A 16906-nucleotide genomic window follows, 5' to 3' on the forward strand; every position below is an offset into this window, starting at 1 on the left:
TCTAAACTCGGAACTTCGACCTTTGAACTCGGAACTTCAGCCTCTGAACTTGGAACTTCGACCTCTGAACTCGAATTCGGTCACTTTACTGCTACTCAATCATGAGAACTCAGCACTGTTTTTGCAACGTCTTCTCTAAACTGAAGACTGGCTTTTGTTGCCCGCGTTTCCGCAATGTGACGGTAGCAGCCCCAAGCCCAAGCAATGCTAAACCCAATGCTGAACTAGGTTCTGGTACTTGCCTTCTGCCCTCTACGTTTAGCACTTGGACGCGACCTTGGAAGAAATCGCCCACATACAGCTTGCCATCTTTGAGGGTTGTGCCACCAGTCCAGTTAAATCTGCCTGGTGTTAGGTCGAGGGGGTTGCCAAAAGGAGGGCCAGTTAATGCTGGAGGCGGTACAGGATTACCTGATGCATCGCGTGCATTTTCACCGTAGGAAGTCAAGAACTTACCGTTTTTATCAAATACCTGAACGCGGCTGTTGATAGAATCAGCTACATAAACATTCTCTTGGTCATCCACTTCGATGCCAATTGGCTGAAGAAGTTGTCCAGGACCGCTACCTGCTGAACCAAATGCGTACAGAGGTTTGCCATTTGGATCGAGTACTTGAACGCGGTTGTTATACTGGTCAGCTAGAAAGATATTTCCACTGACTGGGGAAATTCTTATACCTGCTACACCTTGAGTTTCTCCTAGTGCAGTGCCTAAAGTGCCACCAATGACACCAATTTGCTTTCCGTCAGGTGTGAATTTGAGGATTCTTTCGCCGTTAAAATCACCTACGTAAACGTTGCCAGTCTTGTCAAAAGTCACACCAGATGGCCCAAAGAAAATCCGATCGTTTACACGAGGAGTAAAATCTCCGTTTGCAAAGGATCTAATAAAGTTACCCTGAGGATCGAATTGATTAATGCGGTTGTTGTAAACATCACCTGCATACAAATCCCCTGTTACGGGATTAAAGTCTACAGTTGTTGGCTCGTCAAACTGTCCGGGCCCTGTGCCGCCGGAACCAATTGCTCCAATATACTGACCGGTGGGACTAAATTTTTCAATTTTGTTACCGAGGTTGTAGTTAGGAGTACCATCTGGGTTAACACCGCGTCCGTTAGCTATGAGGGTATTCCCCGAATCATCTACCGTTATCCCTTGGGGAACAAAAAGCTGCCCTGGCCCGAAGCCAGGACTGCCGATACTTCTGTCGTAAGTTAATGTTACAGCTTTGGCTTGGGCTGCTGTTGCCAACACCATCAATCCAGTACCGAGAATGCCAATTGACAAATTTTTGACTAATCCCATGAGTTTTAAGTCCTGGTTGTATAAGGTATACTCTTTCCTAGACTAATTTTGTTCCCCGTCCTAGTTTGGGAACTCTGAAATTTGGGCTGCTGCCTCTTGTTGGAAATGCAACTTTCTCTTTTGGGCAGCAGCCTATTCTGTAAGCTTTACCTGGTGTCAGGTAAAGAGGGATTTAGACAGTCTCTGCTTCGGTTAGCAACTCTTCACCCAATTTGTGTTGGCGTTTGCGCTTGGCGTAAGCAGCAGTTGCGCCTACACTAGCAAGTGCTAGTAAGCCGACTACTGAACCAGGTTCGGGGACTTTTTCAACAACGACACCATCCACCCGAACAACTTCCCCGCGTTCTGGGCCGACACCGCGATTGGTAATATAAATCTTGCCATCAGGGCCAATATCAATTCCATCAGCCGAATCTAGCCCTTGACCTGCTGCAACAAGTGTTGTGCGAGTGCCATCAGGAGCAACTTGGATGAGAGATCCAGGTAGATTTGTGATGTCACCCCCCAACTGGGACTTGTCGCTGAACTGTAAAACCAGCAAATCACCTTTCTCATCAAAGGTTAGGTCGGTGATGTGCGTAAAGCCATCGAGAAAAACTTCTGGTTTTTGATCTTCGCCAATGCGGAAGATCCGCGATTTACCATCTGGATAAGGAAAACCCGTATATTCACCAACATATAAAGCTCCATCGGGGCCAATTGCGCCACCTGTGGGTACTGATTGAATTGCTATTTTTCCTCCTGGAAGTTCCTCTAATAGCCCAGGAGGTAATTGTAATCCTGGTGGCAAATCTGACTTACTAATAATATTTTTAGGAATTGCGATCGCTTGTGACTTACTTCCGTCAAGCTTGATTTTGTAAGCAGTGTTCCCGCCCCCATCAACGACATAAGCATTATCGCCACTAATAGCCAGATCGTAGGGATTGGTAACTACATCCCCCTTGTCTGGATTTTGGGTGATTTCATTTTTAGCAAAGTCAAAAATACTATTGAGAGATCCGGTGTTCAAGTCAACTTGGTACAGTTGTGCTAGAAGCGGCGTATTCAAAACTTTATCGGGCGTTGATGGCGGGAAAGTAGCAAGTTGCTGTGGTGGGAGTGGGGATTTAGAACCAAGGTTAAGTGTTGCTAGATCGCGGTTTCCTGGATAACCGGCAAACCCTGTCAGCAGATAAGCATTCCCTTTAGAATCGAATTGTATGTCTTCAATACCAGCGCCTTGGTTGCCGGTGGGTTGCTCTGCTAAAGACTGAAAGTTATTAAGTAGACGCTGTTTTGTGCCGTTTGGTGAAACTTTGACCAGTGAACTAGTATTACCAGCACAGATAGGCTGAAATAGAGTACTCGGAGATGGTTGGCAATTTCCGTTACCGCCGATACCTGGCTCTGCTACGTAGAGACTGCCGTCAGGGCCAAAGCTAACACCCCGTGCATTACTAACTCCATCGACAACTGTCGTTAGCGTTGCAGCTTGTGCAGATAGTGTTCCACAAATAGCAGTAAAACAAAATGTAACAGATGTAAGAGCAAATGACTTGAGTTTCATACCTTTGGAGATTGAGAGTTAAATAATTTGTTTGGGGAAACTTTTATGGTTTTAAAGACAACGAATTGCAGTCTTTGAGGAACGCAAGATTGGTTTGAAACTCTTTATTCGAGCGCCACGACTCTATTTATGGGAGGTTTGGTAGCTCTTTCTTCTTATGCAACCAACCAACGCCCAAGACAGCGATCGCTAACACACCTAAAGCAGAATCAGGTTCAGGAATAGACTTGGTATTTTCAATTTTGAGAACTTGTCCAAGTCCAAGGCGATCGCCTCGGTTGGTAACGTATACTGCACCATCAGCACCAATAGTCAGGGCACTAGGCGACTCTAATCCATTGCCACTCAGAAGAGTTGTACGTGTGCCATCAGGAGCTATTTTGATGACAGAACCATCAAAATCACCCTTCCAAGCTGACTGATTGGCGTACTGCAAAGCATACAAATTGCCCGCAGGATCGAATTGCAAGTCTGTAAGTTGGGTAAAACCATCAGCGAAGACTGATGATTTCCCATCAGCACCGACTCGATAGATTTTTGCGCCGCCTTCTGGGAAAGGGAAACCAGTAAATTGGCTGATGTAATAAGCACCATCAGGCCCTTTTGCCACACCCGAAGGTACTGGTTGAGTGGCAAACTGCGATGGGCCTCGCACCGCTTCCCCTTGAGATGGAACCTGTGCCGGTTCATTGGATGGGGTATCAGAAGGTGGAAAGACGGGATTAGTTAATATGTCTTGGGGAAAGGTAGTAAGAGCTTGCAAGTTACTACCGCTAGTATTAACACTGAGTAAGTCGTTTGCACCTGCATCAGCTACAACTAACTTATTGCCATCTATTACAAAGCCCAAGGGATTGCTACCGACATCACCACCATCGGGATTATTGGCGAGTTCATAGTTAGCTAAATCAGCAACACTCGTCCAGGAATTGGTCTTAAAGTCGGGAGCAATGATTTTACCGAGGTCAGTGTTACCTAAATTGCGATCGCGAAAGGTTGGATTCGCCCCATACCCAATCAGAACATAAGGTTTACCTGTAGCATCAAATTGGATGTTACGAGGGCCACCGGCTCCAGTACCATCTGGTAATGCTATAGAAGGAAGTCCTGTAAGTATGCGCTCGGTTTTACCATTCTCAATTTTGGTAACTGCCCCACTTGTGCCATAGCATAGAGAATCGCCTTGACCGCTTGCTGGTGGCACACAACTGCCACTTCCCCCGATGCCCGCCTCTGTAACATAGAGATCGCCATCAGGGCCAAAGCTTAGTCCTCCGGCATTATATAGACCGTCGGCGATTACTGAAAAGGATGCAGCTGAGGCAGCTTTCATTCCCGAAAAAGCGGTAACACAAAAAGTTAGGAATGTAATAGTAAGTTGTTTCTGTTTCATATTTCGTCATTTGTCATTTGTCATTTGTCCTTTGTCCTTTGTTCTTTGTCCTTTGTCCTTTTTTTTTGTTAGTTGACCAATGACCAATGACCAATGACTAATGACTATTAACTAGTGGCTCTGGAGCTTTTGGTAGATAGCTCATTCCTCGATCAAATGATTTGAGGTTGCCAGCTTTGGCTTCGAGTAAACGTTTGATGTTCATGCTCTCAGCGCCATAGTCTTCAATTTGAAGTTTGCCGTGGGTTACAGTTCCATCTGTTTTCCAGAATGTAATTCGATGCAAGATAAAACCAGAGGCTTCTGGGTCAGCGAAAGCGTAAGCGGTTGGAATGAGTAACGCTACAGAACGCTGATAATATTCGTAATCTGGATAATAATATTCTTGCTCAAGCAAGTAGTATTTACTCAGACTATGAACGCGCACAGAAACTTTTACCTTCTGGTCATATTCATCTTTGAATTCACCTGAATCAGAAGTAATATCGCCATTCGGTCGCAGTAGATGTGCCCACTCATCTATGTTTTGTAAATCCTTTAAGTATTCAATACCAATTTCAACTGGAGCATCAACATAAATGGTGTCTGTATCAATAAAGTGGCTTCCTTTAGCTGCTGAGGTCAGACCAGCTTTACGTTCCAAATTCCCTTTGAGAGAGCGACATTCAGAAGTATGTACTGTGTGAATTCCCTGCATGATCATCTGAGTCTGCCGTTTAGGATCGACAAAGCTCAACCAGTGAAAGTACACACCTTTTTCATCTGTTCCCGGCTCGATGTAATCTGTAGGAAACAGCAAAACAGGGTAAACCTGAAAATATTTCTGATACTCTAATCCACAGTGCCACTCAATGCCGTAGAAAAGTGGATTTTCTAATTTTTTAACATGATAATAGAGATTTTTGTGATAACCAGACGCAGTTCCCAGCCAGGTATCTTCGTCAATTTGCTCTTTCATCCGGCTATAAAGCGTCCATTCATCCAAGTTTTTTAAACTACAAAGATACTCAAAAGCGCTTTCTGGGGAAGTAGCAATATATGCTGATGTAGCAAAGGTATTTTTTTCCATTTTTCACTCCTGAAGATAATAATAATTAAGCTGCGATCGCTGTAGTTTTACTTCGCTTAATCTTGTCGATCCGGTCTTCTGCTAATCGTCTGGCAGCATCGTTGGTAGTAACTCCTTGCTCTTTAGCAATCTCAAAAATTGCTAATAGCGTGTCATAAATGTTATGCACTTGCTTGAAAGCTTTTTCTTCGTCATAACCAATCATTTCGTTATAAACATTAATTAATCCTCCAGCATTAATTACATAATCGGGACTGTAAAGTATCCCTTTTTTGGCAAGCATTTGACTATGTAATTGCTCATTATCCAATTGATTATTAGCTGCACCAGCAATAATCGAAGCTTGCAGAAAAGGAATTGTATGACTATTAAGAATTCCTCCTAAAGCACAAGGAGAAAAGATATCTACATCAAGTGAGTAAATTTCAGATGGTTCTACAATAGTTGCGCCAAAAAGCCGTTTTACTTCTTCTGCTTTGACTGGATCTACATCGCTAACAAAAAGCTGGACATCATGCTCATGTAAGTGACGACAGAGATTTTTACCGACATTTCCTAAGCCTTGAACTGCAACTTTCATCCCATCAAGTCTTTTGCTCTGCCAACGAGATTCTACAGCAGCTTTAATTCCCAGAAAAACTCCTAGTGAAGTTATGGGAGCAGGCCCGCCAGATTTTTCTGATACCCCAACAACATATTTCGTTTCTTGACTAATTGTCCGCACATCGTCAGGGGTAATATTGACATCTTGTCCGGTAATAAAACGTCCATTCAGGCTATCAACAAAACGTCCATAAGCTCTTAACAAATCATCTGTTTTATTTTCAGGATTAGCTATAATAACTGCTTTTCCCCCACCAGCTGGAATGTTGGCACAGGCAGCTTTATATGTCATTCCACGACTCAGACGAAGTGCGTCTTTTAAAGCAGCTTCTTCGTTCACATAAGGCAAGATTCTTGTAGCTCCCATCGCTGGGCCCAAGGTTGTGTCATGGATGGCAATAATTGCCTTAATTTCTGGATTTTTACCATGACAAAAGAGAACTTGTTCGTGACCCATTTCTCTAACAGTTTCAAATAGCAGCATCTTGTCCTCTCGATATTGGTTGGAATTGTTTAGAGAAAGTAATGAACATTACAAAATATAAAGATATAGACATAAAAACACTCTTGAATATTAAGATTAGATGAAGTTAAGAAAAGACTTAGGGTTTAAAAAAGAAGTTTTAGATTCCAGCTTTTTGAGTGGAGTTTCTGACTAAAAGAAAACTTTTGTCGCTTCTAAACTCATCCTTTCTCTTTTACTGAATTAACTAATCAAAACTGCGTTGTAAATTCAGCTTGATTGCAGTGTTTTAGTGTCTATAACAATTGAATGAGATTGCAAACTTTTAAAATCAAACCATTGGAAATGAAACCTGCTTGGCTGGATTTTTAGCGGCATTTGATTTAATTCCTTGTGCTGCCAAACTCTTATTACGTCCGCCAGAAGGTGCTGGGCGGTCGGCATCAATCACTACATCAATGAGAAAAGGGACATTTGATGCGATCGCTTGTTGTAATGCAGCTTCAATATCCGACTCTCTGACGACGACGATCGCTTCTGCTCCCATCCCACGAGCAATCATCGCAAAGTTTGTTGGTGGCATTGTTGCATCTGCGCCCTTTAATCCCAAGATTTTCATCCCTTGATGGCACATGTTGTAACGCGCATCGTTGAGTACAATCCAGATTGCCGGAATTTTGTATTTCACGGCTGTGCTGATTTCGTTATTCATCAGCATTGCTCCATCGCCGACAATCCCTACAGCCTTGCTTTTGCTCGCCAGTGCTGCACCCAATACTCCGGTGACGGCGTGGCCCATTGCTCCGACTCCGGTACTGACTCGGTAACGATTGGCTTCGGAAAATTGGAGTAGATGCGTTGACCAAGTAAACGAGTTACCACACTCCGCCATGACTACGGCATCGCTATCTTCAACAATTATCTTTTGAATTGCTGCCATCAATACTTCTGGCCGCACTGGATAATCTACCTCTGTAGCAGGTTCAATTGCTTTGTGTTCTGGACGAGGTAGCGACATTGTAGAATCAGGAGCATCCGGCAATTGCTGCAACAACTCTTTCACAAAAGCTTTGATATCAGACCGAACTGGGAAAGTTTCAACGTGGGGATAGGCTACACCTGGAACTTCCGGGTCAATATCTACATGGACAAAACCTCCTTTTGGAACTAGCGCCGAACTCCAGAAAGAAGTCGGTTCGCCAAGACGGGTTCCTAATACGAGTGTGCGTAGTGGAGGTTGCTGTTCCATATAAGTTAAGACGGAAGCATGACCGCCTAAACCTGTAACACCCACAAATTGGGGATGATCTTCAGGGAAAATACCTTTAGCACGGGGCGAACACATAACGGCTGCTCCGGTTTTTTCAGCCAGTTCCAGAATTTCCTCTGCTGCATCACGCGCACCGAAACCAACCCAGATAGCAAAGGGGCCAGATGATAATAACTCTACAGATTTAGCGATCGCTTCTTTGGAAGCAGTCATCGGAAACGGAGAAATATCTAGCTGGGGTAAAGCTATATTCTCAACTAAACTTGTTTGCACACTGGTGGGAATGCTCAAATGGGCAACAAATCCGCCTGGTTGCGCCATCGCTAATGCAAGTTTACGGAAAATCTGCGGTAGTTGAGCCGCAGATTCAATCGTGACTGCATAGTTGAATAACGCTCCTGGGGTAAAAATTCCTCCACTGGGCAATGTGTAAGTGCTGGTTTCTTGAATAGCCCAACGTCCACGCTGCGGTGCTGAGGTGCAAGCCGACAACAAAATTACCTTTGCACCTTCACCACGAGCCGCAAATAATCCGGTGAGGGCGTTGGTGATCCCCGGCCCTGCTGTGGTAAAAACTACAGTCGGGCGATTATTCGCAAAGTAAGCTTCGGTGGCTGCAAAAGCTGCTCCGGCTTCATGGCGAAAGTTCAACACCTCTATGCTGCTATTGGATAACGCACCCCAAAGGCTGGCCATTGCACCACCTGCGACACCAAAAGCGTAGCTTACTCCCAAATTTTCCAACATTTGAGCGATCGCATCGGCAACTGAGAGCGTTGGGGCTGTTTCATCGTTTAAAAAAGCCTGAATTCCCCCATTATTCTCCGATTCATCAAGCTGACGGGAGTCAGACACAGATTCTACATATCTGTTTGCAGGAAGTTCCTTGTATGGCTCAGTGGTGATGAGAGGATTTGAACCAGTATAGTTTTGACTCATTGGTTTCACGTAATTTCAGAAAGTTATACAAAGGCTTTTTAGTTTACAATCACAGCGCTAGAAATATTTATTACAAACAACTCTGTTGTTTCTTGCAGCGATGACCTAGCTTGGTCAAGAGTAGAAATGGCGAATCGCTGCTGATTGATGCTTGTGAGCGCAGTACCAAAAAATTTTTACCAAAAGCATACAACAGTTGAGGCTGTGCTTCTTGCCACCAGAATAAAGGAGATGAAGACTGTTGTACAATCAAAAATCTTTTGATAAGGATGTCAAATTTTTCGCTTCTATGTGATGACTACAGTATTTAAGTAGATCGGCGGTAGTTCGGTGGGAAAAAACTAAGTTGTGTAAAGGTGTAGAAACTGGTAATTAACCGAAGTTAAGCGTGTCTCAGAATGTTTACAAAACTTAATATAGTTAGCTTTAATAGCACCGATCTAATTAAGAAACGCTTGGTAAGTTTCTTGACCGCTACAATAAAAACCTAATTTACAATGAAAAATCTTTTGATGTATGTGTCAATTTTTTTGCTTTTTTCGTGATTGTCACATTTGCAACTTAGCCACCTGAAAGATTGATATTCTGCAATCGCAGAAGCGGCACATTACCAAATTTGCAATAGGAAATCTTTTGATCTGGGTGTCAATTTTTTTGCTTTAGAACTTACACAATTTTTTATCCGAATTTAAGCATGAGGCGATTAAGCGGTCTTTATATTGCCACCAAAAACTTTTTGAGTCAATTATTTGTAACGATAAAGACATCATTTTTTAACTTTTTATAGTTCCTTTGAGAGATGACAAAGTATTCAGGGCATGAATATCTTTAAAAAAGTGTTTTTGATAATGCATAAATCAACAGTATATACCTAATATACGAATACGGGCTTCATTTTTGACAGAAAACATACAGTAAAATATATATTTTTTACGTATATTAGTAATACAAGTGTACTTCTTGCGACAGATGACTAAGCATATTCTTCTATAGTTAAATTCCTGAGAAGGTAGGTTAAGATAAATTAAGAAAATAAGTTGATAAGTTGAAGTTTATTCATTTAAGCCAGACCCACTACCGCAAATTCATTTATGTTGAAAATCAAAGGACTCTACACAACTAGTTTGCCAAAATTCTTGCTAAGGAAAAGGCTAAAAAAGAAAAATTTTTATTCTTTAACCTTTCCCCAGTGGAAATCCCAGGAATTTTAGATTGGTGAACTCTTATAAAGAGGTAGCACTGCTACATCTTTACAAGGGTTATTGCTAATGCGTAGTTAATTTCTAGAGATGTCTATTAGTTAGTTGTCATACAGGGCTAGGTTAAATTTAAAATATTTTTTTTACTTATAGATTAAGAGCGTTGAACTTTTATCTAACAGGGCTGATTGACCGCTCTAAATTTTGTATATAAAAACTTGTTTAAGTCAATAATTAAAAAAATATTTAGTTTAGTTTTTTAGAAAAATTTGGTTTAATAATTCACCTTTTCCTGGTATGATAAGTTTTATTAAGAATAATTAGTAATATTTTTTAATATACTAACTATTTTGACTATTTTTATTTTTTAACAGCCAAACAGTACACCAAAGATTTTAGTAATTTATGACTATTAACTCTTTAATGGGAATGGTGCTGATTGATTACCAGGAGGAAGTATGAACATGAATTCTGGCGAATATACACTAGCTAGATCGAACAATCAATGGGCACTACAACCAGAAATAGAGATGAAGTTTGCTCACTTCCTAATAAATCACGCTGTAGATGCTGCCTTTTGTTTAGGAGTAAACGGGCAGTTTCTTTACGTCAACGATGCCACTTGCCTGATGACTGAGTATTCCCGTGAGGAATTACTTTCTATGAGGCTGCATGATATAGATGTAGATTTTTCGCAGCATAATTGGTCAGATATTAGCTCACAGGGTTCCCTTACCTTTAAATCTCGCTATCGGGCAAAAGGAGGTCGGATATTTCTGGTAGAAATATCGATGAACTATGTAAAACACCAAGATATGGAATTTGGCTGTGCCTTTGCTCGTGAGAAAACGGATGAAATAGTAGAATTGAGCGTCCAAAAGTGGACCGATGAATTAAAAGATGCCAAAGACAATTTGCAACAAGAATTTTCTCAACTCAAGGACAAAGAAGTAGAACTAGAAACATCTCTTTCTTTACTTCGCTCTACTCTTGAGTCTACTGCTATTGGTATTGTTGCAGTTAACTTTGAGGGAGATATTCTGAGCTTGAATCAGAAATTTGTGGATATGTGGCAGATCCCAGAGTCCCTAATACTATCTAAGAAATGTCCTCGATGCAAATCCTTTTTTGAGAGCCAACTTAAAGATCCACAAGCCTTTAGTCGGCTGATTTGGGAAGTGTCTAGCCAATCTGATTTCGAGAGTTACGACATTCTAGAGTTGAAAGATGGGAGAGTTTTCGCGCACTATTCTAAACCTCAATTGCTTGAGGGTAAAATTATTGGGAGAGTGTGGAGTATTTGGGACATTACTGAATCGAAACAGACTGAAGAAGCATTACGACTGAACGCAACTAGATTTCGGACTTTAGCAGAAACTACAGATGCCGGTACTTTTCTGATTCAAGGTACGCGGCTTTGCTACATAAATCCGGCAGTAGAGCAACTCACTGGCTACACAAAAGAGGAACTACTAACAGGTTTCGATCTTCGCCGACTGATTAAGAGCAAAAAACGCAGGCAAGTACGTAAGCAGGATGAAGCCGCTGATTTTGAATACCAGGAGATGAATATTTTAACAAAAAACGGCACGGAGCGCTGGCTAGCTTGTGCAGTTGCCAAGCTTGACGGAGTGCTAGATTTTGGGGGAAACCCAGTCGAATTAATTGCAGGTATCGATATTACCGATTACAAATATGCAGAATTAGGTCTTAACCAAGCTTTAGAACAAGCCAAACAACTTAGCGAACTTAGAGCGCGTTTTCTTGCTATGGTTTGCCATCAATTCCGAACTCCACTGAATATTGTTTCATTTTCTAATAGTTTACTTAAAGAAGAAGTAGACAAACGTACACAGAAGAAAATCCAACCATTACTCGATCACATTCAAAAAGCCACCGAACAATTGAGCCTGATGTTGGATGATATTTTGTTCTTCTCGAAAGCAGAATCAGCAAAATTAAACTTTGAACCCAAACCGCTTGAATTAGTTCAGTTTTGTGAGGATTTAGTTGCACAAATGCAGATGATTGTTAGCCAAAAAACAATCAATTTTGTCAGTCAAGATAAAACTCTAACAGCATATATAGATAAAAAGTTGCTAGAGCCGATTTTGAAGAATTTGCTTGATAACGCAATTAAGTATTCTCTCTCGAATCTGGCAATTAATTTAGAACTATCTTGCCAAAATGAAAAAATAATTTTCCAAGTGAAAGATAGGGGGATCGGTATTTCAGTAGTAGACCAACAACGAATATTTGAGCCATTTTACCGTGGTAGTAATATCGATCATATACCTGGCACTGGACTAGGACTATCGATTCTTAAAACTCTTGTAGATTTACATCATGGTCAAGTTTCTGTAGAAAGTGAAGTTGATGTCGGCTCTACGTTTACTGTAATGCTGCCATTAATCAAATCAGAGTTGACCTGTTTCGAGTTATGAGTGTTGAAATGAAGATAGTTATTAACTAAAAATTTAACAATCATAACTCTCGGAACGAGTCTATTTAGATATTCAGCAAATAGTTTAGTAATTAGCTTCTGCAAAAAGAAAATTATGTCCGAATCGTCAAAGAAAATTCTCGTTATTGAAGATGATAACGTTACTCGCAATCTTTATTTAAAGGGTCTTGAGGGTAAAGGTTTTGATACAATAGGTGCTGACAACGGTCTTGCTGGCATCCACCAAGCACAAAAGCGTATACCCGACTTAGTGATTTGCGATATCACGATGCCCGATATGGATGGTTATAACGTTTTAACTACACTACGCCAAGATCCTCAGACAGCAATTATTCCTTTCATTTTTCTGACTGGCAGTAGTACTAGAGCAGATGTTCGCAAAGCTATGGAATTGGGAGCAGATGACTATCTTAGCAAACCCTCGACACTAGACGAATTGCTCAGAGCGATCGCTACTCGCTTGGAAAAACAAGCTAATCTTCAATACTGGTGTTCTAGGAAATTAGAGAAAGCTCCAAAATCATCAGCATTTACAGATGATACTACAGCGATCGCTGTCGGTGTTGCCATCGCCTCTGAGAAAGAAGCAAACATTCCTCCTAAGTCAATCTTTCCCAACATTCCGCAATTAAAAGAAGTTTTCGACTTTATCGAGGCCCATTATCATGAAGGAATTACTTTGTGTGATGTGGCTGTTGCTGTTGGTTACTCATCGGCTTACTTAACTAACCGAGTAAAGGAGACAAGTGGAGAGACTGTAAACTGCTGGATTGTCAAACGCCGGATGGCGGAAGCTTGTTTTTTACTCCAAAATAATAATCACACAGTCGAGAAGATAGCGAAAGCATTAGGCTATCAGGATGTGTCTCATTTCTCCCGTCAGTTTCGCCAACATCACGGTTTACCTCCCCAAGCTTGGCGCAAAGAGCATCAGCTTGTATCGCAAAAACAGGTAAAACTGTGGTGAAAGTAGATTTTATACAAATAGTTGTGTAAATTCATATATTAAATCCACCCTACCTTTACGTAACATGGCTGGATCTAATCTTTCAGTAGTATTACAAGTCATCAAGACAACTAACCGTTGCTGCATCTGAATACCAGAATCATCAATTACACTCTGATACAAAGTGCCATCTAGCAAACTTAGAATGTGTTCGGTTTTGTTATTGTATTGCGCTACCTCCGAAGCACGATTTTGCGCTAAATTATCAGCTTCGTTAATAACGATACAAATACGTTCTATGTAAGTCGGTGGGACAAAATTAGCGATCGCATCATGATCTAAAATAAAAATTACATACCCTAAAGGTACAAGAATTTCTTTTGCTACTGCCTGTGTCCAGACTGTTTTACCAGTACCTGGTTGTCCATGTACAACAACCGCTAACTGGTTTTGATTTAAAATCGCTTGCTGTACAGAATCAGTAAAGTTTTGGATATCTGCGGGAAATGTCCGAATGTTAAATTGACTATGAACTTTGCCTACACGACTTTGATATCCACTCAGCATCACTGCTAAGTCGTAAGTTGCTTTGTTAATTAGTGGCGCGAGATTTTTCGCCATTAAAGTATATTGTCGTCGGCCGCGATCGTAAGGATCGATTTGCAACCAAATGTCATACTTAGACCAGTAAGCGTAAACAGTATTAATAACGTCTAAGCGTTCCCAGCTAACAAATTTATCTATCGGAAAGTAAAAATCTCTTTCTGAGTGATACTGAGTAATAATATCAGGATTACCCAATACACCTAAAACTCGCAGTACAGTAATTTCTTGCAGTCGATTTAAAACATAATCAATAGGAATACTACTACGACTGACAAATTGGACAATAGGTGTTTCCGTACTCAAAACATCTTTGTAGCGATGATCTGGTGATTGAGGATCTGGCGTGATGTAATTCCAAAACTTTTCAACTTCGTAGCGGGTATTATCAGATACAACACTCAATAAATTAGCCCACCAAGCATAATTATTTCGTCCTAAAACATCAGCAATATTACTCGCCAAATTCAAACTTTTTTGACTTAATTCGCGGGAGTCACTGTACAACAGTTGCCACAAAAATCCCCAGTCTAATTCTCGATTAAACGGTCGCCAACCGCAAGCAAGTAAGCTTTGCCGAGTATTATTTGTAGGAGTGCCTTCATTGCTTCTAAAATAGTCAAAATCCATATTTATCGGTTATGCAGCGTTAATTCAGTTATTTTGTGTTAAGTAGGAAGTTTTGAAAATTTTTTCTTGTAATCTTAACTAATTGCGTGCAAATGGTAATTTTATTTCCACTGTACTAGCGAGGAAGTCTTTTTAATTTAACTCATTACTATTGTAGCATACTGTATTACACAACAACTACTTGCGTCAACTTTTTTGACAAACCAATTGGTAAGTGAGTGTTTACTTTTAGCGATTGATTTATCTACACTACTTATCCATCTGTAAATGAGGACTTACAGCAGATTTTAAGTTGATGAAGTACACAAGCTAGTCTGAAGGTACAAAGCTTGTTTTACTTTACTTCTGTTAGCACAACGGAGCGTAGCCATTCTGACTCCTAAATTCTGCTGTATATCATGTCTGTGGATATTTTTCAGAAGGTTTTATTTGCTGTTTACCTAGCCAGTCTCGAAAGCTGGAATGATAAAGACTATAATGGGTTTTTGAGGCGATTGGTTTTTGCTGTAAGAACTCTAGCCAATTTTGTAGCACTTCTTCAACTTCATACTCATCAGTATCAATGATTTGTGCGAGCGCTTCCACTGATATTGCTTTTTGCTGCTGTATTAAAACATTTAACACATCTGTGCTATCTTCCGTCTTTTGTTCGGATGGAAACATTTTGTGTAAATGCTGCTGATAATATGCCTCTAAACCAGGCGGGAGTTGATTGTACTGGAAAGGTATCGGGTAGAAATTTTCTGCAACCGCACTTATTACCTGACTGAGATACATAAAATTATTTTCGCTCAAAGTGGTGAGGCGATCGCAAAAATCTTCCTCATTAATCTGGTGATTACTCAACCAAGATTTAAGACTTGACCTCTCCCCCAACCCCTCCCCTACAAGGGGAGGGGAGTAATCTTGTCCCCCCCTTCCCTCGTAGGGAAGGGGGGTTAGGGGGGTTAGGTAATTTTGAATATAAGCTTGAATATCCCGCCGATTTTCTTCTGGATAATCTGCTAAATCAAGACTTTGCGACGGCGTTTCAATTAATAAACCCGACTTGTCCCACAAGAAAGGTCTACGAGTGAGGAGGAAATAGACCTTATCCGGGAGATAGCGGGGGAGATAAAACAGATTTGTACCAGATGGTTGGCTGTTGCGGTCAATGCAATTCAACCCATCAATGGCAATTATCAGTTTTTGATGAGGTTCTAACTCATCGCTGATTTGCTGGAGAAGACTAGAGAAAAACCAACTTCCTTCTGTGGCGTTATTAGGGAGAGAGGTGTAATTAAGGGAGTATTGATTAATGAGTTGCGTGCAGATATTTATGAGAAATTCGTCAGCACGATTTTTACCCTCAAGTTCGGCATTGTAATAAATAACTTGAGGATTGTTTGTCACATATTTGGCGAGAATTGCACTTTTACCGCTACCGGGTGCGCCAATGATAGTGAAGTAACCGTGGCGATGGCGGTGGAGAAAGTTGTTAATAGCCGTGAAGACAAATTCACGACCGACAAAGTTTAGGCTTTTGGCTTGAATAATTTGCTCAAAATCTGTGGGATGTCCTCTGGAATTGATTTTTGTTGGTGGTTTGGGTGGTGAATTCATAATTGTGAGGAATAATTATAAGATGAGGCAACAGTGGAGGTAGTCATGACTGTGCAGTTATTAAGACGAAAATTCACGGTTGAGCAATATCAGAAAATGATTGAGTCGGGGATTCTCACAGAAGATGACCGAGTGGAATTGATACGGGGAGAAATTATAGAGATGTCGCCTATTGGGACAAAACACGCGGCTTGTGTAAATCGCCTGATTAATTTGTTGGTGCAGTTGTTAGGTAAGCGCGTCATAGTTGCGGCTCAAAATCCAGTTGCATTAAACGATAACTCACAACCTCAGCCAGATGTAGCATTACTCAAACTCCGTGATGATTTTTACGCCACTGCACACCCCCAACCCCAGGATATTTTTTTATTAATTGAAGTAGCTGATTCAACTATCGAGTATGACCGGGAAGAGAAAATCCCTTTATATACACAAGCAAACATAATTGAAGTTTGGTTGGTAGATATTAACGAGGAAATTATGGAAGTTTATCAACAACCAACAGCCGCAGGATATCAGCTTATGCAAAAGTTCGCTAGCAGTCAAACTTTATCAATACCAAGTTTCACCGATGTGAATATTAGCGTCAACGAAATCCTCAGCCACTAATATATTGTGTAGTTTCTCAATTACGAATTACGAATTACGAATTATCCTCCGTGTTCTCAAGACGCAAAAAATGCACCCTACCTGAAGCATCTCCAGCCACAATTGTTACGCTGTCTGGTGCAACTGCACAACAATACATGTAACTTTCTCCTGTAAAAGTAGCAATGACCTCCCCAGTGTCCAAATTCCAGATTTTGAGAGTCCAGTCATCAGATGTGGAAATCACCTGTTTGCCATTGGGGGTGACTGCAACTGCATTTA

Annotated in this window: 12 protein-coding genes; 3 read left to right on the top strand and 9 right to left on the bottom strand. The window is 41.1% G+C overall.

Going from position 1 to position 16906, the window contains the following annotated elements:
* Positions 1-109 precede the first annotated feature (109 nt).
* The 6 genes from scyF to scyA form a co-directional block, all read right to left on the bottom strand.
* On the bottom strand, positions 110-1306 hold the full coding sequence (gene scyF, locus RMZ95_RS28945; protein ID WP_322671104.1) for a scytonemin biosynthesis PEP-CTERM protein ScyF: 1197 nt from the start codon (positions 1304-1306) through the stop codon (positions 110-112).
* A gap of 172 nt (positions 1307-1478) precedes the next feature.
* Entirely contained in the window at positions 1479-2855 is a 1377-nt protein-coding gene (locus RMZ95_RS28950) for a ScyD/ScyE family protein (RefSeq protein ID WP_322671103.1), read from the bottom strand.
* A 127-nt stretch (positions 2856-2982) separates the two neighbouring features.
* Entirely contained in the window at positions 2983-4248 is a 1266-nt protein-coding gene (locus RMZ95_RS28955; protein WP_322686284.1) for a ScyD/ScyE family protein, read from the bottom strand.
* Between the two features lie 97 nt (positions 4249-4345).
* Entirely contained in the window at positions 4346-5317 is a 972-nt protein-coding gene (gene scyC / locus RMZ95_RS28960) for a scytonemin biosynthesis cyclase/decarboxylase ScyC (RefSeq protein ID WP_322671101.1), read from the bottom strand.
* A 25-nt stretch (positions 5318-5342) separates the two neighbouring features.
* Positions 5343-6404 (bottom strand): tryptophan dehydrogenase ScyB, encoded by a 1062-nt coding sequence (gene scyB / locus RMZ95_RS28965; protein WP_322671100.1) that lies wholly within the window; start codon positions 6402-6404, stop codon positions 5343-5345.
* A gap of 310 nt (positions 6405-6714) precedes the next feature.
* Complete coding sequence (scyA, locus tag RMZ95_RS28970; protein ID WP_322686283.1) at positions 6715-8592, bottom strand: scytonemin biosynthesis protein ScyA; 1878 nt, start codon at positions 8590-8592, stop codon at positions 6715-6717.
* A gap of 1663 nt (positions 8593-10255) precedes the next feature.
* Between scyA and RMZ95_RS28975 the strand changes: the two genes are divergently transcribed.
* Positions 10256-12235 (top strand): scytonemin biosynthesis sensor histidine kinase, encoded by a 1980-nt coding sequence (locus RMZ95_RS28975; protein ID WP_322686306.1) that lies wholly within the window; start codon positions 10256-10258, stop codon positions 12233-12235.
* 114 nt (positions 12236-12349) lie between these two features.
* Complete coding sequence (locus tag RMZ95_RS28980) at positions 12350-13222, top strand: response regulator transcription factor (protein ID WP_322671098.1); 873 nt, start codon at positions 12350-12352, stop codon at positions 13220-13222.
* Between the two features lie 9 nt (positions 13223-13231).
* On the opposite strand, the gene RMZ95_RS28985 is transcribed toward RMZ95_RS28980, so the two are convergent.
* Positions 13232-14434, bottom strand: coding sequence for an AAA family ATPase (locus RMZ95_RS28985; RefSeq protein ID WP_322686282.1), 1203 nt, complete (start codon positions 14432-14434; stop codon positions 13232-13234).
* A gap of 396 nt (positions 14435-14830) precedes the next feature.
* Positions 14831-16036: an ATP-binding protein gene (locus RMZ95_RS28990; protein WP_322686281.1), complete on the bottom strand. Its 1206-nt coding sequence runs from the start codon at positions 16034-16036 to the stop codon at positions 14831-14833.
* Positions 16037-16081: 45 nt separating this feature from the next.
* Between RMZ95_RS28990 and RMZ95_RS28995 the strand changes: the two genes are divergently transcribed.
* A complete protein-coding gene (locus RMZ95_RS28995) occupies positions 16082-16645 on the top strand; it encodes a Uma2 family endonuclease (RefSeq protein WP_322686280.1) in 564 nt (187 codons plus the stop codon).
* Positions 16646-16679: 34 nt separating this feature from the next.
* Here RMZ95_RS28995 and RMZ95_RS29000 read toward each other — a convergent pair.
* A partial coding sequence (locus RMZ95_RS29000; RefSeq protein WP_409884052.1) for a WD40 repeat domain-containing protein occupies positions 16680-16906 on the bottom strand: 227 nt, incomplete at its 5' end.

Source organism: Nostoc sp. DedQUE07 (genome assembly GCF_034530975.2).
Taxonomy (GTDB): domain Bacteria; phylum Cyanobacteriota; class Cyanobacteriia; order Cyanobacteriales; family Nostocaceae; genus Nostoc.